Origin of the sequence: Mycobacterium kyogaense, assembly GCF_003254575.1 — a bacterium.
Lineage (GTDB): Bacteria > Actinomycetota > Actinomycetes > Mycobacteriales > Mycobacteriaceae > Mycobacterium > Mycobacterium kyogaense.
Genome location: NZ_QJUA01000037.1, coordinates 14,663 through 35,076, shown reverse-complemented (window position 1 = coordinate 35,076; position 20,414 = coordinate 14,663). Strand labels below are relative to the sequence as shown.

The following is a 20,414-nucleotide window of genomic DNA, read 5'->3' as shown; positions in this document are numbered from 1 at the left end:
TCGCGGAGCCGCTGCTAGTGGGCCGGGCGCAGATGGGTGATATCGCCCGCCGACACTGTCACCGGCGTTCCGTCGCTGTCGATGACCAGCCGCCCGCCGTCGTCCACAGCGGTTGCGACACCAGTGATCTCGTCGCCCCCGGGCAGCAGGGCACGCACCCGCGTACCGATCGTCGAGCTGATCGCGCGATAGTCGGCCGCCAGCGTGGCATCTGCCGCGCGCCACTGCTCGACCCGCTCACTGAGAGTGCGCAGAAGCGCGGCCGCGAGTTCGGTGCGGTCCACGGCGTGGCCGAGCATCGTCAGCGACAAGGCATTCGGGTCGGGTAGGTCGCTCGCGTCGAAGCCGACGTTGAGCCCGACGCCCACAACGACGACGGGAGCCGCGACCTCGGCGAGGATGCCGGCCAGCTTTCCGCTGCCGACGAGAACGTCATTGGGCCACTTCACCGTCGCATCGACGCCGAGAGACTGCACCGTCTGCGCGACGGAAAGACCCGTCAGGAGCGGCAGCCAACCCCAACGCTCAGGCGCGACACCCGTCGTGTCGACGCCGACGGACACCGAGATCTGAGTGCGCGGGGGAGCAGACCACCGGCGCCCGTGCCGGCCGCGGCCCTCGGACTGGTGTTCGGCCAGGAGCACCGCCCCGGCGATGTCGTCACCGTCGGCAGCGCGGGCGACCAGATCGGCATTTGTCGACCCTGTCTCCTCCACGACGTCGACGCGGCGCCACACGGTGCCGTCGAGTGCAGAGCGCAGGACATCGGAATTCAGAGCAGAAGGCACACGACGACCCTAGAGGACACGCCGTTTCGCTCGGCGTACCGAACTACTTCGCTGCAGCGTCCGAATGCTCGATGGCTTCGACCTGCTGCGCGGCCCAGGCGTGCTCGGCGGTGGCGCGGTTGAGATGCCCGAAGCCCAGCACGAACGCGACCATCGCGGCGAGACCCCACAGGTTCCCGAACGCCCACTCCCAGGTGCTAGCGGTGGGCGCCGTTTCGAGCCAGTACGCGGCTATGGCGACCAGCGCATAGCCGCAGAACACGAAGAATCGGCCTTCTGAGCTGGCCAGCCAGCCGGCGTGCCGGCGGTTGTGGAGGTGCCAGAGCGTGAGCGCGAAGAGGACTGCAAGTGCGGTGATGGTCGTGTCCATCTGCGCCGTCCTTTGCCAGGTCTGCGGCTGTCTGTCGTCGATCAGTGTGCGCGATCAACCTGTGAACAGCGTGTGGTTACGGAAACATTAAGGTCACGGTAACCATTGTGTCAATTATGTCGGCCTGATCAGTATCAGTCATAAGCCTGGCGCCCGACTTCGCCAGAACGGCGGGTTCGTGACGCAAAAACTACAGCAGCGTCAGCCGCGCGTGACTTTCTCCGTTGCCCGGCGGCGATCGAGTGCGGTGGCATCGGGGTGCGCGACGTACACCAGCGACGCCCCCACCGCATACGGCGCAAGCAGGTGGGCAACCACGTCGTCGGCGGTGTCCCAGGGCGCGCTCGACAACACGCGATCGTCGGCGCCCAAGCCCTGCGCGTCGGCAGCTGCGAGCGCTGCGGCGAGCACGTCGTCACCCGAACGGCCATCCAAGGCTGGACCAGGGTTGCGTTCGGCGACGATCTGATCGCCGTGCACGCGCACGGCCGTCGCGTAATCCGTCACTCCCACAGGCAGATTCGCCGCGGGCCGACCGAACGGATCCAGTGACAGTACCGCGACCTCGCCGCCGCTGACCGCGGCGTCCGCCTCATCGAGCCGGCCCTCGGCGCACAGAGCGAGATCCGCGCTGTCGTCACCGACGACCGCCTCGGCCCCGATCCACCAGATCCCGAGCAGCACCGCCGCCGTCTGCCAATGCGCGGGCAGCAACACCGCCACCCGGCTGCCCGGGCCGGCCCCCATCTCGTCGCGCAACAGATTGGCGGTCTTGGCCGCCCAGTTCGCCAACGTCACCGTCGAGCACTCGATGCGCTCGCCGGTCGCATCGTCGTAGTAGGTGATGCGCGGTCCCGCCGGATTGCGGGCCAGCAGCGGATCGAGAATCGCCGACGAGAGGTTGAGCGCCATCAGTTGACGCACTGCGGGTCGTTCGACCCCGCCGTGATGATCGGAGACGCTGCCGGCAGCGCTTCGCCACCGCCCGACGCGTTGGTCACCGGCGCGGACAGCGTCACATCCGTGCCGTCCAGACCCGAGCCAGGGCCCGTGTAGTCGGCCGACAGCACCACCCGCACCGCGTCCTGGGGGACTGACGCGTCCTCGACGATCGGCAGCCCACCCAGCTCCTTGGCCACCTCCTGCGCGCCCTGGTCGTCCTGGGAAGCGGCCTGCACCTGGCTGTTGGTGACCTTGGTGCCCTCGTTGTTACCGACGTTGCCCGCGGCGAAGCCCTTACCCGTCAACACCGTCGAGACCGCAGCGGCCAAGCCATTGACATCGCTGTCGTTGACCACGTCGACCGTGGTCTTGTCATTGCTGTAGGCCAGCTGCTCGGTCTTTCCCTCTTCCTGGTCATGCAGCAGGCTGTCCACCCACGCCTTGACCTCCGGGGGATTCACCCGCACCACCGACTGCATCCCGTCGTCACTCCAGCCGGCCTCTTCGACGATCGGAATCGTCGCGAACGCGATGTTGCCGCCCGAGAGCTTGCTCAGCTGATCGGCGAAATCCATGATGCTCCAGCCGTCGGAGATCACCACCGAACGCTGCACCGCGTCCTCGAGCCGGTTCAGCGTGGCCGGGCTCGACAGCGTCTTGCTCGAGATCACCGCGTGCGCCAGCGATGCCATGAACGCCTGCTGGCGGGTGACACGGTCCAGATCCCCGCGCGGCAGGTCGTGGCGCTGCCGCACGAAGCTCAGCGCCTGGGGGCCGCTCAGCTTCTGCCAGCCCGCGGGGAAGTCCGCGCCCGAAAGAGGTTCGTAGACAGCATTTTTGAGGCAGACATCCACCCCGCCCAAGGCGTCGGTGATCAGCGCGAAGCCCAGCAGCCCCACTTCGGCGTAATGGTCGACCGTCACGCCGGTGAGGTTCGCGACCGTCTTGATCAGCTCCTCGCGGCCCGCCTCGGTGGCCTCCTTCTCGGCGACCGCGGGGTCCTCGCCCTCCTGCTCGACGAGCTGCTTCATCTTCTCCAGATGCACCGAGCCGTAGACGCCGTTGATCTTCATCTTCCCGATGCCTGGCGCCTCGACGTAGGAGTCGCGGGGAATCGAGATCGCCGTCGCCGACCGTCCGTTGTTCGGGATGCGGATCAAGATGATGGTGTCGGTGTTGGTGGAGACGTCGTCACCGGCGCGCAGCGTGGCCAACTCCTCGGCGCTGAGCGGATTGCCGTGCGCATCCGTGCGGCTGTCCATACCGACCAGCAGGATGTCGATAGCCCCGTCCTGGCCACCCTGGCCGAGCGCATCGGGGCTGACGTGGTTGATGCCCGACTCGAAAGACCGGATCTTGCCCCATGCGACGCCGGTGCCGACGACGATCACCAACGTCACGATGACGGAGATGACACGGGTCATCTGAGCTGCAGGCATCCGCCCAGGCTACTGGCGGCCAGGCGGGAGACGGGGGAGCCGACCTCGGCGTGCCACACTCGCTAGCTATGGCTGACCGAATCGTAATCACCGGCGCCGGCGGCATGGTCGGGCGCTTCCTGGCAGGTCAGGCCGCCTCTCAGGGCCGCGAAGTCCGCACCTTCACGTCCCGGGAGTGGGACATCACCGGGCCTGACCCGGGTGAACTCCGCGCCGGCGACGTCGTCGTCAACTGCGCCGCCTTCACCCAGGTCGACCTCGCCGAGGACGACCCGGACCGGGCCCACGCCGTCAACGCCACCGGTGCCGGCAACGTCGCCGCGGCCTGCGCCCGCGCCGGGGCATCGCTGATCCACATCTCCACCGACTACGTCTTCGGCGCGTCCGGCGCGCGGCGCCCCTACGACATCGATGACGCCACCGGGCCGCTGTCGGTGTACGGGCGCACCAAGCTGGCCGGCGAGCAGGCGGTGCTGGCCGCGCTGCCCACCGCATACGTGGTGCGCACCTCCTGGGTCTACGAAGGCGCCGACGGCACCGACTTCGTCGCCGCGATGCGCCGCGCCGCGGCCGGAACGGAGCACATCGACGTCGTCGCCGACCAGATCGGCTCCCCGACCTACGTGGGCGATCTGTGCGCCGCGCTGCTGGACATCGCCGACGGCGGGGTCCGCGGGCCGCTCCTGCACGCCGCCAACGCCGGCGAAGGCAGCCGGTTCGACCAGGCCCAGGCGGTCTTCGCGGCGCTGGGCGCCGACCCGTCACGCGTCCGACCCGTCGACAGCGACCGTCACCCGCGCCCCGCGCCCCGGCCGTCCTACTCCGCTCTGTCGTCGGCCGGATCCGCGCGCGCCGGACTCACACCCCTACGAGGGTGGCGCGAGGCGCTCACCACAGCACTGCGCCCGTTACCCTCAACGCGATGAGATGGGTGGACGCTAGGTGAGCGACGAGCTGTACGTCGTCACGGTGACGTATTCGCCGGGGCCGCATCTGGACCGGTTCCTGGCATCGCTGGCCCACGCCACCGAGCGGCCGGTCACGGTGATCATGGCCGACAACGGATCCGACGACGGCACTGTCGAGGAGGCTGTGCAGCGCTACCCCAACGCCCGCCTGCTGCGCACCGGGGCGAACGTCGGCTACGGCTCGGCGATCAACAAGGCCGTCGCCGAATACGGATTGTCCAGCACCACAGACATGTTCGTCGTCGCGAATCCCGACGTGCAGTGGGGGCCCGGCAGTATCGACCTCCTGCTCGAAGCCGCCGACCGCTGGCCCCGAGCCGGGGCGCTGGGCCCGCTGATCCGCGACCCCGACGGATCCGTCTACCCCTCGGCGCGGCACCTGCCGTCGATCATCCGGGGCGGCATGCACGCCGTCGTCGGACCGATCTGGCCATCCAACCCGTGGACCGCCGTCTACCGCCAAGAGCGGGAAGACCCCAGCGAACGCGCAGTCGGCTGGCTGTCGGGGTCCTGCCTGTTGATGCGCAGCGCCGCCTACGCGGAGATCGCAGGCTTCGACGAGCGCTACTTCATGTACATGGAGGACGTCGACCTCGGCGATCGGCTCGGCCGCGCCGGCTGGCAGAACGTCTACGTGCCCTCGGCGGAGGTGCTGCACGCCAAAGGGCACTCCACCGGTCGCGATCCCGCCCGCAACCTCGCTGCCCACCACGCGAGCACTTACACTTTTCTCGCGGATCGTTACCCGAAGCGGCGGCACGCTCCGCTACGGTGGGCGTTCCGGACGGCGTTGGGGGCGCGATCCCGGCTGGTGGTGCGGAGTTCGTTGAAAGCCCGAAGGGGGCAGGGGTGATGGTGAATCCAGCCGATGTCGATGCGGTCGTTCTCGTCGGCGGCATGGGCACACGCCTACGCCCACTGACCCTCTCGGCGCCCAAGCCGATGCTCCCGACCGCAGGGCTGCCGTTCCTGACCCACCTTCTCTCGCGGATCGCCGATGCCGGCATCGAGCACGTGGTCCTCGGAACCTCTTACAAAGCGGGCGTATTCGAAGCCGAGTTCGGTGACGGCTCCAAGCTCGGGCTGCAGATCGACTACGTCGTCGAAGACGAACCTCTGGGCACCGGCGGCGGCATCGCCAACGTCGCGTCCAAGCTGCGCCACGACACGGCCGTCGTCTTCAACGGCGACGTGCTGTCCGGCTGCGACCTGCGTGCGCTGCTCGATTCGCACGCGGAGAACCAGGCCGACGTGACGCTGCACCTGGTGCGCGTCGGTGACCCCCGCGCATTCGGTTGCGTGCCAACTGAATCCGACGGCACGGTGACTGCCTTCCTGGAGAAGACGCAAGACCCGCCGACCGATCAGATCAACGCCGGCTGCTATGTGTTCAAGCGGTCGATCATCGAGCAGATCCCGACCGGCCGCGCGCTGTCGGTGGAACGTGAAGTGTTCCCGCTTCTGCTCGCTGAGGGCCGCAAGGTCTGTGGCTACGTGGATTCCACCTACTGGCGGGACATGGGCACGCCGGAGGATTTCGTCCGCGGCTCAGCGGATCTGGTGCGCGGCATCGCACCGTCACCCGCCCTGACACATCAGCGTGGCGAGAAGCTGGTGCACGACGGGGCGTCGGTGGCGCCGGGAGCGCTGTTGATCGGTGGCACCGTGATCGGGCGCGGGGCCGAGATCGCCGGCGGGGCACGGCTTGACGGTGCGGTGATCTTCGACGGCGCGAAAGTCGGAGCGGGCGCGGTGATCGAGCGATCGATCATCGGCTTCGGCGCGCACATCGGGCCTCGGGCACTGATCCGCGACGGCGTGATCGGCGATGGCGCCGACGTCGGTGCCCGCTGCGAACTGCTGCGCGGCGCCCGGGTGTGGCCGGGGATCACGATTCCCGACGGCGGCATCCGCTTCTCGACAGACATCTAGCTTCTGGGTGCCGCGGCCGCGGAATAGCATTCCTGGCTGCTATGCAGGCCTTTTCGCAGCCATGGCTTCTCTCTGGCGTCGGGCCCACGCCTGCTTCACCCAGCCGATGACCTCGTCGTTGCGATCGCCTGCCATGACCCGAATGACCATCCAGTTCGCGTCGGCGATTCTGCGGAGGCGCCGCGCATCCCATCGGTATTGATCGATGTCGGTTCGGTGATGATCGCCGTCGTACTCCACGGCGATTCCGAGCTGCTCCCATCCCATGTCGAGGTAGGCAAATGTGTAGCCGTTCCCGTCGACCACCGGGATCTGCGTTTCTGGTCGTGGAAAGCCCCTGTCGATCAGCAGAAGTCGCAGTCGCGTTTCCTGTGGTGACTGCGCGCCGGCGTCCATCAGTCCGACTGCCTCGCGGCAGCGGCGAACGCCGTGCCTGCCCTTGTATCGATGCGTGAGGTCGAGAATCTCCTCAGCTGTCACCCCGGTCGACGCGGCGAGGGCATCGAGGTGCGCCACGGCGATGTTGCGTGGCAGATACCGGCCGAGATCAAGGCCCGCACGGGCGGGAGTGGCGACCGGTATGCCGTCGATCCACACGATCTCGTCGGGCGCGATGCGCTCTCGTCGGGTGACGATTCCAGTCGGGCAGCGATTGTTGGCCCAGAGCACCTCAACGGGAGTGCCGTCATCGATCCATTTCGCGCCATGCGCTGCGGCTGCAGCCCGACCGGTGATCACGCCTCGCCGACGAGACCACAACCACGCACCCTCGGCGCGGTGGGCCAGGGTGGGCTCGACGTCCTTCGGCAGGTAGACGTCGGGAAAGATCGCGCGATAATTCCACCGCAACGTCGCGCGGGTGATGGTGCCCGCGAGCACGGCCTGCGAGCCAACGATGACGTCCCCCATGCAAAGAGCATGCGGCCGGCGCCGGGTTCCTCAGCGCACGAGAAGCCATGGCTGTGGATAAGTCGAATCTGCAGCCCGGAATGCTATTCCGCGGAGGAGGAGAGGTGCACTTTCGCGAGGGCGGCCAGGTGGCGCAGGCCGAAATCGCTGCCGCCCGGCAAGTCGTCCAACGGCCACCACCGCAGATCCACCGATTCCTCGCTGATCTCGGCCTGCGCTCCCTGCGGCGCGCGCACGACGAACTGCACGTCGAGGTGTCGCGTCGGCACACCCAGCGAACACGTCACCGGATGCACGTGGATCGCCGTCGGCAACTCGTCGATGGTCAACCCGTCGATGCCCGACTCTTCTGTCGCCTCCCGCAGCGCCGCAGCGACCAGCGTGGGATCGTCGGGCTCGCAGTGCCCCCCGAGTTGCAGCCAGCGGCCGAACCGCGGATGCAGCGTCAGCAGCGCATGCGTGCCTTCGTGATTGAGTACCAACGCCGAGCCCGTGATGTGACCGGGCACCGACTCCCGCAGACACGCCTTCGGATTCGCGTCGAGGAATGCCAGCACCGCGTGCCGCATCGACTCCTGCGCCGGATCCGCGGGCTCCCAACGCGTCAGGGTGTCGACAGCCGACTGGTGAAGGCTCACCGCTCCACCAGCAGACCGTCGGTGGGCACCGGCGGCCGCGGCTGCGCCGGCCCGTCGGCGGCATAGCCGATCGCGATGGCGCCCAACGGCTCCCACTCGCCGGGCAGATCCAGCTCGGCGCGCACCAGGTCGGCCGCGAAGATCGTCGACCCGATCCAGCAGCTGCCCACCCCGCGCACCGCGAGCCCCACCAGCAGACCCTGCACCGCTGCGCCGACAGCCACGGTGAACATCGTGTGCTCGGCCTTGGTGCGGTGCTCGTCGGGATAGCTGTGCGCGCCGTCGGGCACCATGAACGGGATCACCAATTCCGGTGCGTCATAGAGGATCTGGCCTCGCGCCACCCGCCGTTCCACCGCGTCGGGATCTCGGCCGTCACCCAGCAGATCCGCGCGCCACGCATCTTTCATCGCGTCGAGCAACCGGGTGCGCACCGCCGTATCGCGCACCCACACGAAGCGGACCGGTCGGGTGTGGTGCGGCGCCGGTGCGGTGAGCGCCTCCCCGACAGCAGCCTCGATCAGCTCCGGCGGTACCGGCTCGGCACTGAAACCCCGCACCGAGCGTCGCAGCAGCTGTGCCTGCGTACGCCCGAGCGCAATGGCCTCCTCGGTGCCGAGCCAGAACAGGTCTTCCTCACCGGCGCGCACCAGGTTCCGCGCGTTCGACCCGTCGTCGCGCACCGTCAGCCCGCGCACCACCGCCACCGGCACCGCGGTCAGCTTCCCTTTCACCAAGTCGGCGGCAGCGGCGATCTCGTCGGCGACCGCGATCTCGGTGACGATCAACTCGTTGCCGTGCTGATCGTGTTCGCCCGCATAGCCGTGCAACACCTCGAGCCCGGCAGCGCCGATCGCGACGTCGGTCTGACCCGTGCGCCACGCCCTGCCCATCGTGTCGGTGACGACGATGCCGACGCGGACGCCGAGCCGTTCGTGCACCGCAGCGCGTAGCGCCGCCGCGCTGCCGTCGGGATCGACGGGAAGCAGCGCGAGTTCGTGGGAGTCGACGTTCGACCCGTCGACGCCGGCGGCGGCCTGCACCAGCCCCAGCGCGTTCTCGGTGATCAGCGTGCGACCCTTGCGCGCCAGGACTCGCACCGCCTCGCCGTCGATCAGCTTGCGGCGCAGCGTGTCTCGCAGCTCGGGATCGGCCGGCGCGTCGACCATGCGGCCCTCGCACTTGGACAGCACCTTGCTGGTGACCACCACCACGTCGTCGTCACGCAACCACGGCGCGGCGTCGGCGATCGCGGCGCCCAGGTCGTCACCGGGTCGGAACTCCGGAAGCCCCGGTACCGGTAGCACTTCCAGGCGCGCCGACGTGCCGTGGTCTCTCACAGCGCAACCCCGGCCAGGTCCAGACCCGCGCGCACCATCTCCGCGGTGACCGCGGGCTCGCTCATGAGCAGGGGAGCCGAGCGCACCGCGACCCCGTCGATCACCGCGTCGTCACCGGTGTGCACCAGCCAGCCGTCCAGGATGCCCGTCCCCGAGCGTGCGCCGTAGAGCGCTCCGACCGCCTCGGAGGTGCTGTCGACGCCGATCACCGACAGGCACGCATCGGCCATGCCGCGCAACGGCTTTCCCGCCACGATGGGGCTGTACCCCATCACCGGCGCCGACGTGGCGCGCAGTGCGGCCCGGATGCCGCCGATCTTCAGGATGGAGCCGATGCTGACCACGGGGTTCGACGGCGCGATCAACACGACGTCGGCACCCTCGATCGCCTCGGTGACACCCGGTGCCGCGGTGGCGTTGTCGGCGCCGACGAACGCGAAGCTCTCGGTGGGCACCTGGGCGCGATACCGCACCCACCACTCCTGGAAGTGGACGGCCTTCTTCTCACCGTCCGCCGGATCGGTGATGACCACGTGGGTTTCACTGCGATCGTCGCTGGCCGGTAGCAGGCGGACGCCGGGGTTCCACCGCGCGCACAGCGCCTCGGTGACCTGGGAGAGGGGGTAGCCGGCCCGCAGCATCTGCGTGCGCACCAGGTGGGTGGCCAGATCGCGGTCGCCCAGGCCGAACCAATCGGGTTGCACGCCGTAGGCGGCGAGTTCCTCCTTGGCGTGCCAGGTTTCGTTGCGGTGACCCCAGCCTCGCTCGGGGTCGATGCCGCCGCCGAGGGTGTACATGCAAGTGTCGAGATCGGGGCAGATGCGCACGCCGAACATCCATGCGTCGTCGCCCACATTGACCACAGCCGTCACATCATGCTCATCGGTATCGTGAGTGCCGAACTGCCCCAAGCCCAATAGATGTTGGACACCCAGGAGGAAGCGCGCGCCACCCACGCCGCCGACGAGAACAGTGACCTTCACACCGACCGAGACTAGGCGCACGCGAGTGCGGCCCGCCGCCCGGAGGTGCGCGAAGCCGGAACGTGACAGACACGCCACAGAACGACGCGCCGTAAATGAGTCACGGAATGGTATGAATTCCTGTTCCAGCGCTTGACCGCGACAGCTAACGCGTGTGTAATCACAGCAGTGTCATTCGCGGTTCTCCGGCCGGTTCCGGTGTCGCAGACCGAGATTCGATCACTTGTTCGAATTGGATGGCCACATAGAGAAAATGTGGGGCTGGCCTAAACGGATCTACGAGACCTGTGGAGGAGGGGAAAATGGCTTTTGAACAGGCCGATTTCGGCAACTCGGTACATTTCGACAGCAGCTTCCTCGGCTCGGTGGGAAGTGCACCGCACATCCAGACCGATCCGACGGCAGCAAGCATCGGGGGACGCCCGCAACTGAGCGTGGTGCCCGACCCGATCGACGACGAGCTGGCAACCGACGAGGACCAGTGGCAAGAACGCGCCCTGTGCGCGCAGACCGACCCCGAGGCCTTCTTCCCGGAGAAGGGCGGCTCGACCCGCGAAGCCAAGCGCATCTGCCTCGGCTGCGAAGTCAAGAACGCCTGCCTCGAGTACGCGTTGGCCAACGATGAGCGCTTCGGCATCTGGGGTGGACTGTCCGAGCGGGAGCGCCGGCGCATCAAGCGCGGCATCATCTAGCCGGCTAGTCGTCGTCCATCGTCGGATCGATGACGGACGGCTCGACGCCCAGATAGGTGGCCACCTGCGCCACCAGAAGCTCATGCAGAAGGTCGGTCAGCTCGACGGTGTCCTTCGCCCGTCGCTCGATCGGCTTGCGGAACAACACAATTCGCGCTCTCGTCGAGTTGCCGCGAACATCCACCCCGGCAGGTATCAGCCGCGCCAGCGCAATCGGCCCGTCGGCCACCACCTCGGGCGGCCACTGCACACTGTCCGGATCCTTCGGAGCCAATCGGGGGATCTCGTCGACCGCGACGTCCAACGACGCCACCCGCTCCTGCCATCGCCGCTCGATCGGCTCGTACGCCTCGAGCACCGCCATGTCGAAACGCTCAGCGCGGCTGCGCCAGCCCGGAACGGTGGGCGGCAGCAGCGGTCCACGCATCCCGCGGCCACGCCGGGACCCTCGGTGGTTGTGCCCGGTCACGAAAAAGATCGTAACGGTTGGGCTTCGGGCCCCCCACGGCTCGCGTGTCCGCCTCGGCGCGGACCAACACAAGCGATAACCTTCCGTTCGTGAATGTTCCCCGTCGCTGCTGCCGTCCAGGCTGCCCGCACTACGCGGTCGCGACGCTCACGTTCGTCTACTCGGACTCGACCGCCGTCGTCGGCCCGCTGGCCACCGTCTCCGAGCCGCACTCCTGGGACCTGTGCGTCATGCACGCCGGGCGGATCACCGCCCCCCGCGGGTGGGAGCTGGTTCGCCACGCCGGCCCGCTGCCGTCGCACCCCGATGACGACGACCTGGTGGCACTCGCGGACGCCGTGCGCGAAGGCAGGGAAGCGCCGGCCGGACCGGTAGCTGGATTCAGCGCCTTCACCGACCCCGTCACGGGCACCCAGGGCGGCGCGTTGATGGCGCCGCCGGTGCGCCGGCCCGAGTCCAACGGACGGCGGCGCGGGCATCTGCGAGTGCTGCCTGACCCGCCGGACTGAATCGCGAACCTGACCGGTGGCAGCCGTGTGTGCGGCTCCCGACGGCTAGGCTGGCACCACCGGTCAGCACGTCAGCGTGAGGAGCCCCCATGTCCCGGCCCGCCGAGGCGGTACAGCGCGTCATCAAGGCCTACGACGTGCGCGGACTCGTCGGTGAGCAGATCGACGAACAGTTCGTCGCCGAGGTGGGCGCCGCGTTCGCCCGGCTCGTGCGCGACCGCGCGACGCAGGTCGTCATCGGTCACGACATGCGCGAGAGTTCGCCAGTGCTCTCCGCCGCGTTCGCCGAAGGTGTCATGGACCAGGGCCTCGACGTGGTCCGCATCGGCCTGGCCTCGACCGACCAGCTGTACTTCGCCTCCGGCCTGATGGACTGCCCGGGCGCGATGTTCACCGCCAGCCATAACCCGGCCGCCTACAACGGCATCAAGCTGTGCCGGGCTGGCGCCAAACCCGTCGGCAAGGACACCGGGCTCACCACGATCAGCGACGAGGTGATCGCCGGCGTCCCCGAACACGACGGGCCGCGCGGCACCGCATCCGATCGCGACGTGCTCGCCGACTACGGCGACTTCCTGCGCTCACTGGTCGACGTCAGCGCGCTGCGCCCGCTCAAAGTCGCCGTCGATGCCGGCAACGGCATGGCCGGCCACACCACCCCCGGCGTGTTGGGCCCCATCTCGTCGATCACGCTGTCGCCGCTGTACTTCGAACTCGACGGCACCTTCCCCAACCACGAGGCGAACCCGCTGGACCCGGCCAACCTCGTCGACCTGCAGAGCTTCGTGCTCGAGACCGGTGCCGACATCGGCCTCGCGTTCGACGGTGACGCCGACCGCTGCTTCGTCGTCGACGAACGCGGCCAGGCCGTGTCCCCGTCGGCGGTCACCGCGCTGGTCGCCGGCCGCGAACTGACCCGCGAGATCGGCGCCACGGTGATCCACAACCTCATCACCTCCCGCGCCGTGCCCGAACTCATCACCGAACGCGGCGGCACACCGGTGCGCTCCCGCGTCGGACACTCTTACATCAAGGCGCTGATGGCCGAGACCGGCGCGATCTTCGGCGGCGAGCATTCGGCGCACTACTACTTCCGCGACTTCTGGGGCGCCGACTCCGGCATGCTCGCCGCGCTGCACGTGCTCGCCGCGCTCGGAGAACAGGACCGCCCGCTCTCGGAGATCATGGCCGACTACGAGCGCTACGAAGCCTCCGGCGAGATCAACTACACCGTCACCGACGCCCCCGCCGTCGTCGACGCCGTCCTCGCGGCCTTCGGTTCCCGGGTGCACGCCATGGATCACCTCGACGGCGTGACCGTCGACCTCGGCGACGGCCGGTGGTTCAACCTGCGCATGTCGAACACCGAGCCGCTGCTGCGGCTCAACGCCGAGGCCCGTACCCCCGAGGAGGTGGCTGCGCTGGTCGACGAGATCGGTGCGCTGATCACCAAAGGAGCAGGGGAGCTCACGTGAGCGCCACCGCGGTGGTCGACCTCGATGACACCGAAGGCCTGCTGGCCGCGGATCGGCACGGGCTGCTGCGCGCCGCGTCGATGGCCGGTGCACAGGTGCGGGCCACCGCCTCGGCGCTGTCCGAAGGTGATCTCGACTCCGTACGTTCCGATGCACCGCCCCGCACCGTGGTCTGGGTGGCCAGCCGGGGGACCGCTTCGGTTGCCGGGTCGATGCTGGCCGCCGTGCTCGGCGGCTCCCTGCCCGCACCGATCGTGCTCGCCACCGAGGCGCCGCCCTGGATCGGTGCGCTCGACGTCCTGATCGTCGCCGGCGACGACCCCGGTGACTCCGCACTGGTGACCGCGGCCGCGATGGGAGTCCGTCGCGGGGCCCGCGTGATCGTCGTCGCCCCCTACGAGGGACCCCTGCGCGACGCGACCGCCGGACGGTCGGTGGCGCTGCCGCCGCGGCTGCCCGTGCCCGACGACTTCACGCTCGCCCGATACCTCGCCGCCGGCCTGGCTGCGCTCGAGGTGGTGGCCCCCGGTGTCCGCGTCAACCTCGCCGCACTGGCCGACGACCTCGACGCCGAAGCGTTCCGAAACAGCGCTGCGCGTGAGATTTTCACCAATCCCGCCAAAGAACTCACCCAACGGATGCTCGACCGGGACGTCGTGTTCGCCGGGGACAGCCCCGCCACGCTGACACTCGCCCGGCACGCCTGCACCGTGATGTTGCGGGTGGCTCAGCAGACGGTGGCCGCAGTGGGCCTGGCCGACGTGCTGGTGGCGTTGGGCTCGGGCTGGGGGCGCGGCTCAGGCGAGGTGTCCATCTTCCACGACGAGGAACTCGACGGGCCGCTGCCCAATCGCGGGCGCACCATCGTGCTGACCTCGGACGAAGACCGGCCCGCCATCTCGGCGCGGCTACGCGGTTTCGACGACGTCTCCGTGGTCAATGCGAACGACGTGCCGGAACTCGGGGGAGCGGGAGAGGTGGTATCGGGCTCAACAGAGATGCCCGGTGCCAACCGACCCGAGAAACAACTGGCGCTGATGGCCGTCCGCCTCGAGATGGCGGCCGTCTACCAGCGTCTGATTCGAGGTTGAGGCGAGTGCATCTGCTCAGGGGTGCGGTGCGGACCTACGCATGGGGTTCGCGGACCGCGATAGCCGATTTCACCGGGGCGCCGAGCCCCACTCCATATCCCGAGGCCGAGCTGTGGTTCGGTGCACACCCGGGCGATCCGGCCCATCTGCAGACCGACGACGGCGACCGCTCGCTGCTCGACGCGCTGCGCGCCGATCCCGAAGGTGAACTGGGACAGGTGGTTCGAGGCCGGTTCGGTGACTCGCTGCCCTTCCTGGTCAAGGTGCTCGCCGCCGACGAGCCGCTGTCGCTGCAGGCGCACCCCAGCACCGAGCAGGCGATCGAGGGCTTCTCCCGCGAGGAGCGGATGGGCATCCCCGTCAACGCGCCGACGCGCAACTACCGCGACCGCAGCCACAAACCCGAGATCATCGTCGCGCTCAGCCCGTTCGAGGCCTTGGCCGGCTTCGCCCCGGCCGCCCGCTCGGTGACGTTGATGCGTGCGCTCGGCGTCGCCGAACTCGACCCGTTCATCAACCTGCTGTCGGGCCAATCCGACGCCGACGGGTTGCGCGCGCTGTTCACGACGTGGATCACCTTTCCGCAACCCGACCTCGACGTGCTCGTGCCCGCCGTGCTCGACGGTGCGATCAACTACTTGCGGTCGGGCGAGCAGGAATTCGCGCGCGAAGCCAAAACCGTGCTGGAACTCGGTGAGCGCTACCCGGGTGACGCCGGGGTGCTGGCGTCGATGCTGCTGAACCGGCTCACACTGCAGCCCGGCGAGGCGATCTACCTCCCTGCCGGCAACCTGCACGCCTACATGCAGGGCGTCGGCGTCGAGGTGATGGCCAACTCCGACAACGTCCTTCGCGGCGGTCTGACGCCCAAGCACGTCGACGTCCCCGAGCTGTTGCGAGTCCTCGATTTCACCCCGGCCGTCGACATCATCGTCTCACCCGAGCCCGTCCGCGACGGAGCCGAGCTCGTCTACCCCACGCCCGCACCGGAATTCGCGGTGTCGGTGCTCGCCGTCGACGGTGAGCAACTCGGCCACGAGATCGACGCGCCCACCCGCCACGACGGACCGCAGATCCTGCTGTGCACTCAGGGCTGCGCGACCGTGCACGCCAAGTCGTCGGCGGTGACGCTGCACCGCGGCGCCGCGGCGTGGGTGGCGGCCGACGACGGCCCGATCAGGCTGATGTCGCAGGAGCCGACGCGACTGTTTCGCGTGACCGTCGGCCTCTAACCTTCTTCTCCGCTGCCCACAACCGCATGTTGTGGCGCACCGTGCGGCCCACCAGCTTCGCCGACGGCACCATGTAGAGATTGTCGAGCAGGCTGAACCGGCGCAGAAACCATTCTGCGAGAACAGGATCGGTTTCGGCCGCGCCGAGGAACTGGTCGAACAACGATCCGACCGGCCGATACCACCACGGCATCGGGCCCTCCGCCCGGTGCAGCACCAGGTCACCGACCGCGTTCATCGTCCACACCGGCCACGTCGTCTTCTTCGTCGCCTTGGTGAATGTCGCCGCCAGACTCTCGCCCGGGTCGTCCAATGCCCGCCGCAGATGCCCCGCCTGTAGCGACGTCATCGTCATGCCCTGCCCGAACGTCGGATTGAAGCTCGCCACCGCATCGCCGAACGGCAGAATGCCCTCGGGGAAGCGATCGAGTTTGTCGTAGCGGCGCCACCGGCTGGTCGGATACTTGTGGAACGCGACCTCGCCGATCGGCTCACCCAGGCGCAGCGCCGCGGCGACGTGCGGGGGCAAGATCTCGTCGGCGAGCGCGCACATGCCGGCGAAGTCTTGTGGCGGCGGCACTTTCGCGATGCCGAACGTCGTCAGCCCCCAGTTGCCGTCCTCGTAATACAGCATGCCCAGGCCCACCGGCTGCTCCCGCGACGCGCCCGCCACCACGACCTTCTCGGCGAACAGACCGTCGGGGATTCGCACCTGATGGGTGGCGTAACCGATGCCCACCTCGACGGTGTCCTCAGACGGGCGCTCGAACCCCCACTGCTCCAACCACACCGGTAACCGGGTGCCGCGTCCGGTGGCGTCGATGACGAGGTCGGCGTCGACCGTCGTCCCGCCCACCGTCACCCCGGTGACTCGCTGCCCGTCGAACACGGGCTGGTCGACGCTGTCGTTGACCAACGTGACGTTCGGCAGCTCCAGCACCCGGCGGCGGATCTGCCACTCGAGATGCGGCCGGCTCGGCACGTAGGCGGTGAACTCGTCCTGCAGCGTGTGCTGGGTGCCCAGCACGTGACCGGCCGCGCCGAAGTGGATGCAGTCGGGCCGGTTCTCCAGGATCGGCACACCCGCGGCCACCATGTCCTCGAGCAGGCCGGGAAACAGCGACTCGAATTCCTTGGCGCCGCGCGCCATGAGCAGATGCACATGGCGGCCCTGCGGAACCGCGGCCCGGTTGGCCGGGCCGTCCGGCAGGTCATCGCGCTCGAAGAGGGTGACGCGCTCGAACCTCTCGGAGAGCACCTTGGCCGCGCACAGCCCGCCAAGGCTGGCGCCGATGACGATCGCATGGGTTCGTGTCATGAGAGGAGCCATTGAGGGTCATTTTATGAGGGGTTATGGGTACATTCCCGCAGAAGCGATGACGAAACGAGGACGTTGATGACGCAGGAGTCGGCGGCGCGGGCGACGAACAAGCGGCGCACCAAGTCGGTGGAACAGTCGATTGCCGACACCGACGAGCCCGACACCCGGCTCCGCAAGGACCTGACCTGGTGGGATCTCACCGTCTTCGGTGTCTCGGTGGTCATCGGCGCCGGCATCTTCACGATCACCGCATCCACCGCGGCCAACCTGACCGGCCCCGCCATCTCGGTGTCGTTCGTCATCGCCGCGATCGCGTGCGGGCTCGCGGCGCTGTGCTACGCCGAATTCGCCTCGACGGTGCCGGTGGCAGGCAGCGCCTACACGTTCTCGTATGCGACGTTCGGCGAGTTCGTCGCGTGGATCATCGGCTGGGACCTGATCCTCGAGTTCGCCGTGGCGGCCGCCGTCGTCGCCAAGGGTTGGTCGAGCTACCTGGGCACGGTGTTCGGCTTCGGCGGGGGCGTCGCCACCATCGGCGGATTCGACGTGGACTGGGGCGCGTTGATCATCATCGCGTTCGTCACCGCGATCCTGGCGTACGGAACCAAGCTGTCGGCCGGCGTCAGCCTCGCCATCACCGCGGTCAAGGTCGCCGTCGTGCTGCTGGTCGTCATCGTCGGGGCGTTCTACATCAAGACGCAGAACTTCACGCCGTTCGTGCCGCCCGCCGAAGCGGGTGGAGGCGGTTCGGGCACTGAGCAGTCCCTGTTCTCGCTGCTGACCGGCGCCGAAGGCAGCCACTACGGGCTCTACGGGGTGCTCGCGGGCGCCTCGATCGTGTTCTTCGCGTTCATCGGATTCGACATCGTCGCAACCACCGCCGAAGAAACCGCGAACCCGCAGCGCGACGTGCCGCGCGGCATCCTGGCCTCCCTCGGCATCGTCACCGTGCTCTACGTCGCCGTCACCGTGGTGGTCTCGGGCATGGTCAGCTACAAGGAACTGCGGGAGGCCGAGACGCAGAACCTGGCGACCGCGTTCGCGTTGAACGGCGTGGACTGGGCGGCCAAGGTCATCTCGATCGGGGCGCTGGCCGGGCTCACGACCGTGGTCATCGTGCTGGTGCTCGGGCAGACCCGAGTGCTCTTCGCGATGTCGCGCGACGGCCTGATGCCCCGCAGCCTGGCCAAGACCGGAAAGCACGGCACCCCGGTGCGGATCACGCTGATCGTCGGCGTCGTCGTCGCGATCACCGCGACCGTGTTCCCGATCGGCAAGCTCGAGGAAATGGTCAACATCGGCACGCTGTTCGCGTTCGTGCTGGTGTCGGCCGGGGTGCTGGTGCTGCGACGGACGCGGCCCGACCTCAAGCGCGGCTTCACGACTCCGTGGGTGCCCGTGCTGCCTGTGCTGTCGATCATCGCGTGTGTGTGGTTGATGCTGAACCTGACCGGGCTGACGTGGATCCGCTTCCTGATCTGGATGGCACTCGGCGTGGTCGTCTACTTCCTCTACGGCCGCCGGCACTCGCTGGTCGCCCGTCGGGGCTAGTCCTTTCCTTCTTCCGCGAGCGCGCGCGTCGGTATGTCGACGCGCGCGCTTGCTTTCCTATGCGCCCGTCCTGCTTTACAAAACATACGTTGCTGTCTAGACAGGCGACAAAAATGCTCCTATAGTCAATCCCGATTGGTGATCGCACTCACAGCGAGGAGGCACTCGGGTGACCACACAGGAATTGCACGGAAGCTCACAAAGCCCGGATCTGGGGGAGTGGCGCGACAAGAAGCGCTACCTGTGGCTGATGGGATTGATCGCGCCGACGGCGCTGTTCGTCATGCTGCCGCTGGTCTGGGCGTTGAACCACTGGGGATGGCACGGCGCGGCGCAGGTACCGCTGTGGATCGGCCCGATCCTGCTGTACATCCTGCTGCCCGCCCTCGACCTCAAGTTCGGGCCCGACGGGCAGAACCCGCCCGACGAGGTGATGGAGCGGCTCGAGAACGACAAGTACTACCGCTACTGCACCTACATCTACATCCCGTTCCAGTACGCCAGCGTGCTGCTGGGCGCCTACCTGTTCACCGCGTCGGACCTGAGCTGGCTCGGCTTCGACGGCGGGCTGAGCTGGCCGGCCAAGATCGGACTGGCGCTGTCGGTGGGCGTGCTCGGTGGCGTCGGCATCAACACCGCCCACGAGATGGGGCACAAGAAAGACTCGCTGGAGCGGTGGCTGTCGAAGATCACGCTGGCGCAGACCTGCTACGGCCACTTCTACATCGAGCACAACCGCGGCCACCACGTCCGCGTCGCGACCCCTGAAGATCCCGCGTCGGCCCGCCTCGGAGAGACGTTCTGGGAGTTCCTGCCGCGCAGCACCTTCGGCAGCCTCCGCTCGGCGTGGGAGCTGGAGGCCAAGCGCCTCGAGCGGGCCGGCAAGTCGAAGTGGCACTGGTCCAACGACGTGCTCAACGCGTGGGCGATGTCGGTGGTGTTCTACGGCATCCTGATCGCCGTGTTCGGCGTCGGGCTGATCCCGTTCATCGTGATCTCGGCGGTGTTCGGCTTCACGCTGCTCGAGACCGTCAACTACCTCGAGCATTACGGGCTGCTGCGGCAGAAGAACTCGAACGGCCGCTACGAGCGCTGCGCGCCGGTGCACAGCTGGAACTCCGACCACATCGTGACCAACCTCTTCCTCTACCACCTGCAGCGTCACAGCGACCATCACGCCAATCCGACGCGGCGCTACCAGACGCTGCGCAGCATGGCCGACGCGCCGAACCTGCCGAGCGGGTATGCGTCGATGATCGCGCTCACCTACTTCCCGCCGCTGTGGCGCAAAGTGATGGATCATCGCGTGATCGAGCACTACGACGGTGACATCAGCCGCGCCAACATCCATCCGCGGATGCGTGCCCGGTACGGGGTGAAGGAGAGCGCCTGATGGCTTCCTTCAGGTGCCCCGGCTGCGACTACGTCTACGACGAAACCAAAGGTGCTCCACGAGAGGGCTTTCCGGCCGGTACCGCGTGGGACGACATCCCCGAGGACTGGGCCTGCCCTGACTGCGCGGTGCGCGAGAAGATCGATTTCGAACCGATGGGAGTGACGCAATGACGGACTACAAGCTCTACGTGTGTGTGCAGTGCGGCTTCGAGTACGACGAGGCCAAGGGCTGGCCCGAGGACGGCATCGCCCCGGGCACCCGATGGGACGACATCCCCGACGACTGGAGCTGCCCGGACTGCGGCGCGGCCAAGTCGGACTTCGACATGGTGGAGGTGTCGCGGCCGTGAACGCACCCTCGTGGCCGGTG

The 20,414-nt window shown here is 68.2% G+C and carries 22 protein-coding genes; 12 read left to right on the top strand and 10 right to left on the bottom strand.

Annotated elements, in window-relative coordinates:
• Positions 1–14: 14 nt before the first annotated feature.
• The 4 genes from DMB80_RS21570 to DMB80_RS21555 form a co-directional block, all read right to left on the bottom strand.
• Positions 15–788, bottom strand: coding sequence for a biotin--[acetyl-CoA-carboxylase] ligase (locus DMB80_RS21570; RefSeq protein ID WP_111511734.1), 774 nt, complete (start codon positions 786–788; stop codon positions 15–17).
• A 43-nt stretch (positions 789–831) separates the two neighbouring features.
• Entirely contained in the window at positions 832–1,158 is a 327-nt protein-coding gene (locus tag DMB80_RS21565) for a hypothetical protein (RefSeq protein WP_111511733.1), read from the bottom strand.
• 201 nt (positions 1,159–1,359) lie between these two features.
• The gene (locus DMB80_RS21560; protein ID WP_111511732.1) at positions 1,360–2,070 is read right to left on the bottom strand and encodes a TIGR03089 family protein; all 711 of its coding nucleotides are present in this window, start codon (positions 2,068–2,070) and stop codon (positions 1,360–1,362) included.
• On the bottom strand, positions 2,070–3,539 hold the full coding sequence (locus DMB80_RS21555) for an LCP family protein (protein ID WP_111511731.1): 1,470 nt from the start codon (positions 3,537–3,539) through the stop codon (positions 2,070–2,072). Before DMB80_RS21555 ends, DMB80_RS21560 begins: the two co-directional genes overlap by 1 nt.
• A gap of 68 nt (positions 3,540–3,607) precedes the next feature.
• On the opposite strand from DMB80_RS21555, the gene rfbD reads away from it, so the two are divergent.
• Genes rfbD through manB form a run of 3 tightly spaced genes read left to right on the top strand, consistent with a single transcriptional unit; the run spans position 3,608 to position 6,439 of the window.
• Positions 3,608–4,465 (top strand): dTDP-4-dehydrorhamnose reductase, encoded by an 858-nt coding sequence (rfbD, locus tag DMB80_RS21550; RefSeq protein ID WP_111511730.1) that lies wholly within the window; start codon positions 3,608–3,610, stop codon positions 4,463–4,465.
• A 16-nt stretch (positions 4,466–4,481) separates the two neighbouring features.
• Positions 4,482–5,360 carry a glycosyltransferase family 2 protein gene (locus tag DMB80_RS21545; protein WP_111511729.1) on the top strand — a complete coding sequence of 293 codons (879 nt, stop codon included), beginning with the start codon at positions 4,482–4,484 and terminating at the stop codon, positions 5,358–5,360.
• Positions 5,360–6,439, top strand: coding sequence for a mannose-1-phosphate guanylyltransferase (manB, locus tag DMB80_RS21540; protein WP_111511728.1), 1,080 nt, complete (start codon positions 5,360–5,362; stop codon positions 6,437–6,439). Before DMB80_RS21545 ends, manB begins: the two co-directional genes overlap by 1 nt.
• Before the next feature lie 39 nt (positions 6,440–6,478).
• Here manB and DMB80_RS21535 read toward each other — a convergent pair whose 3' ends face one another.
• The 4 genes from DMB80_RS21535 to cofD all read right to left on the bottom strand — a co-directional run bounded on the left by DMB80_RS21535 (position 6,479) and on the right by cofD (position 10,309).
• On the bottom strand, positions 6,479–7,348 hold the full coding sequence (locus tag DMB80_RS21535; protein WP_111511727.1) for a hypothetical protein: 870 nt from the start codon (positions 7,346–7,348) through the stop codon (positions 6,479–6,481).
• 83 nt (positions 7,349–7,431) lie between these two features.
• Positions 7,432–7,986 carry an NUDIX hydrolase gene (locus tag DMB80_RS21530; RefSeq protein ID WP_111511726.1) on the bottom strand — a complete coding sequence of 185 codons (555 nt, stop codon included), beginning with the start codon at positions 7,984–7,986 and terminating at the stop codon, positions 7,432–7,434.
• Entirely contained in the window at positions 7,983–9,326 is a 1,344-nt protein-coding gene (locus DMB80_RS21525) for a coenzyme F420-0:L-glutamate ligase (protein WP_111511725.1), read from the bottom strand. Before DMB80_RS21525 ends, DMB80_RS21530 begins: the two co-directional genes overlap by 4 nt.
• Entirely contained in the window at positions 9,323–10,309 is a 987-nt protein-coding gene (gene cofD / locus DMB80_RS21520) for a 2-phospho-L-lactate transferase (RefSeq protein WP_111511724.1), read from the bottom strand. The genes DMB80_RS21525 and cofD overlap by 4 nt, the downstream gene beginning before the upstream one ends.
• Before the next feature lie 428 nt (positions 10,310–10,737).
• Here cofD and DMB80_RS21515 point away from each other — a divergent pair, with 428 nt between their 5' ends.
• A complete protein-coding gene (locus DMB80_RS21515; RefSeq protein ID WP_236693942.1) occupies positions 10,738–11,001 on the top strand; it encodes a WhiB family transcriptional regulator in 264 nt (87 codons plus the stop codon).
• Between the two features lie 4 nt (positions 11,002–11,005).
• Here the strand turns inward: DMB80_RS21515 and DMB80_RS21510 are convergent, their stop codons facing one another.
• Positions 11,006–11,428, bottom strand: coding sequence for a metallopeptidase family protein (locus DMB80_RS21510; RefSeq protein ID WP_046364172.1), 423 nt, complete (start codon positions 11,426–11,428; stop codon positions 11,006–11,008).
• 131 nt (positions 11,429–11,559) lie between these two features.
• Here DMB80_RS21510 and DMB80_RS21505 point away from each other — a divergent pair, with 131 nt between their 5' ends.
• The 4 genes from DMB80_RS21505 to manA all read left to right on the top strand — a co-directional run bounded on the left by DMB80_RS21505 (position 11,560) and on the right by manA (position 15,777).
• The gene (locus DMB80_RS21505) at positions 11,560–11,979 is read left to right on the top strand and encodes a DUF3499 domain-containing protein (RefSeq protein WP_046364191.1); all 420 of its coding nucleotides are present in this window, start codon (positions 11,560–11,562) and stop codon (positions 11,977–11,979) included.
• Between the two features lie 89 nt (positions 11,980–12,068).
• Entirely contained in the window at positions 12,069–13,454 is a 1,386-nt protein-coding gene (locus DMB80_RS21500; protein ID WP_111511723.1) for a phosphomannomutase/phosphoglucomutase, read from the top strand.
• Positions 13,451–14,545 (top strand): TobH protein, encoded by a 1,095-nt coding sequence (locus DMB80_RS21495; RefSeq protein WP_111511722.1) that lies wholly within the window; start codon positions 13,451–13,453, stop codon positions 14,543–14,545. The genes DMB80_RS21500 and DMB80_RS21495 overlap by 4 nt, the downstream gene beginning before the upstream one ends.
• Before the next feature lie 5 nt (positions 14,546–14,550).
• Positions 14,551–15,777 carry a mannose-6-phosphate isomerase, class I gene (gene manA, locus DMB80_RS21490; protein ID WP_111511721.1) on the top strand — a complete coding sequence of 409 codons (1,227 nt, stop codon included), beginning with the start codon at positions 14,551–14,553 and terminating at the stop codon, positions 15,775–15,777.
• Here the strand turns inward: manA and DMB80_RS21485 are convergent.
• Positions 15,722–17,095 carry an FAD-dependent oxidoreductase gene (locus DMB80_RS21485; RefSeq protein ID WP_111511720.1) on the bottom strand — a complete coding sequence of 458 codons (1,374 nt, stop codon included), beginning with the start codon at positions 17,093–17,095 and terminating at the stop codon, positions 15,722–15,724. The two genes, manA and DMB80_RS21485, sit on opposite strands and share 56 nt — an antisense overlap.
• Positions 17,096–17,173: 78 nt before the next feature.
• On the opposite strand from DMB80_RS21485, the gene DMB80_RS21480 reads away from it, so the two are divergent.
• The 4 genes from DMB80_RS21480 to DMB80_RS21465 all read left to right on the top strand — a co-directional run bounded on the left by DMB80_RS21480 (position 17,174) and on the right by DMB80_RS21465 (position 20,394).
• Positions 17,174–18,649, top strand: a complete 1,476-nt coding sequence (locus tag DMB80_RS21480) for an APC family permease (RefSeq protein ID WP_111511719.1) — start codon at positions 17,174–17,176, stop codon at positions 18,647–18,649.
• A 169-nt stretch (positions 18,650–18,818) separates the two neighbouring features.
• Positions 18,819–20,042 carry an alkane 1-monooxygenase gene (locus tag DMB80_RS21475; protein ID WP_205538829.1) on the top strand — a complete coding sequence of 408 codons (1,224 nt, stop codon included), beginning with the start codon at positions 18,819–18,821 and terminating at the stop codon, positions 20,040–20,042.
• Positions 20,042–20,215 (top strand): rubredoxin, encoded by a 174-nt coding sequence (locus DMB80_RS21470; RefSeq protein ID WP_111511718.1) that lies wholly within the window; start codon positions 20,042–20,044, stop codon positions 20,213–20,215. The genes DMB80_RS21475 and DMB80_RS21470 overlap by 1 nt, the downstream gene beginning before the upstream one ends.
• Positions 20,212–20,394, top strand: coding sequence for a rubredoxin (locus DMB80_RS21465; RefSeq protein WP_111511717.1), 183 nt, complete (start codon positions 20,212–20,214; stop codon positions 20,392–20,394). Before DMB80_RS21470 ends, DMB80_RS21465 begins: the two co-directional genes overlap by 4 nt.
• Positions 20,395–20,414: the final 20 nt, after the last annotated feature.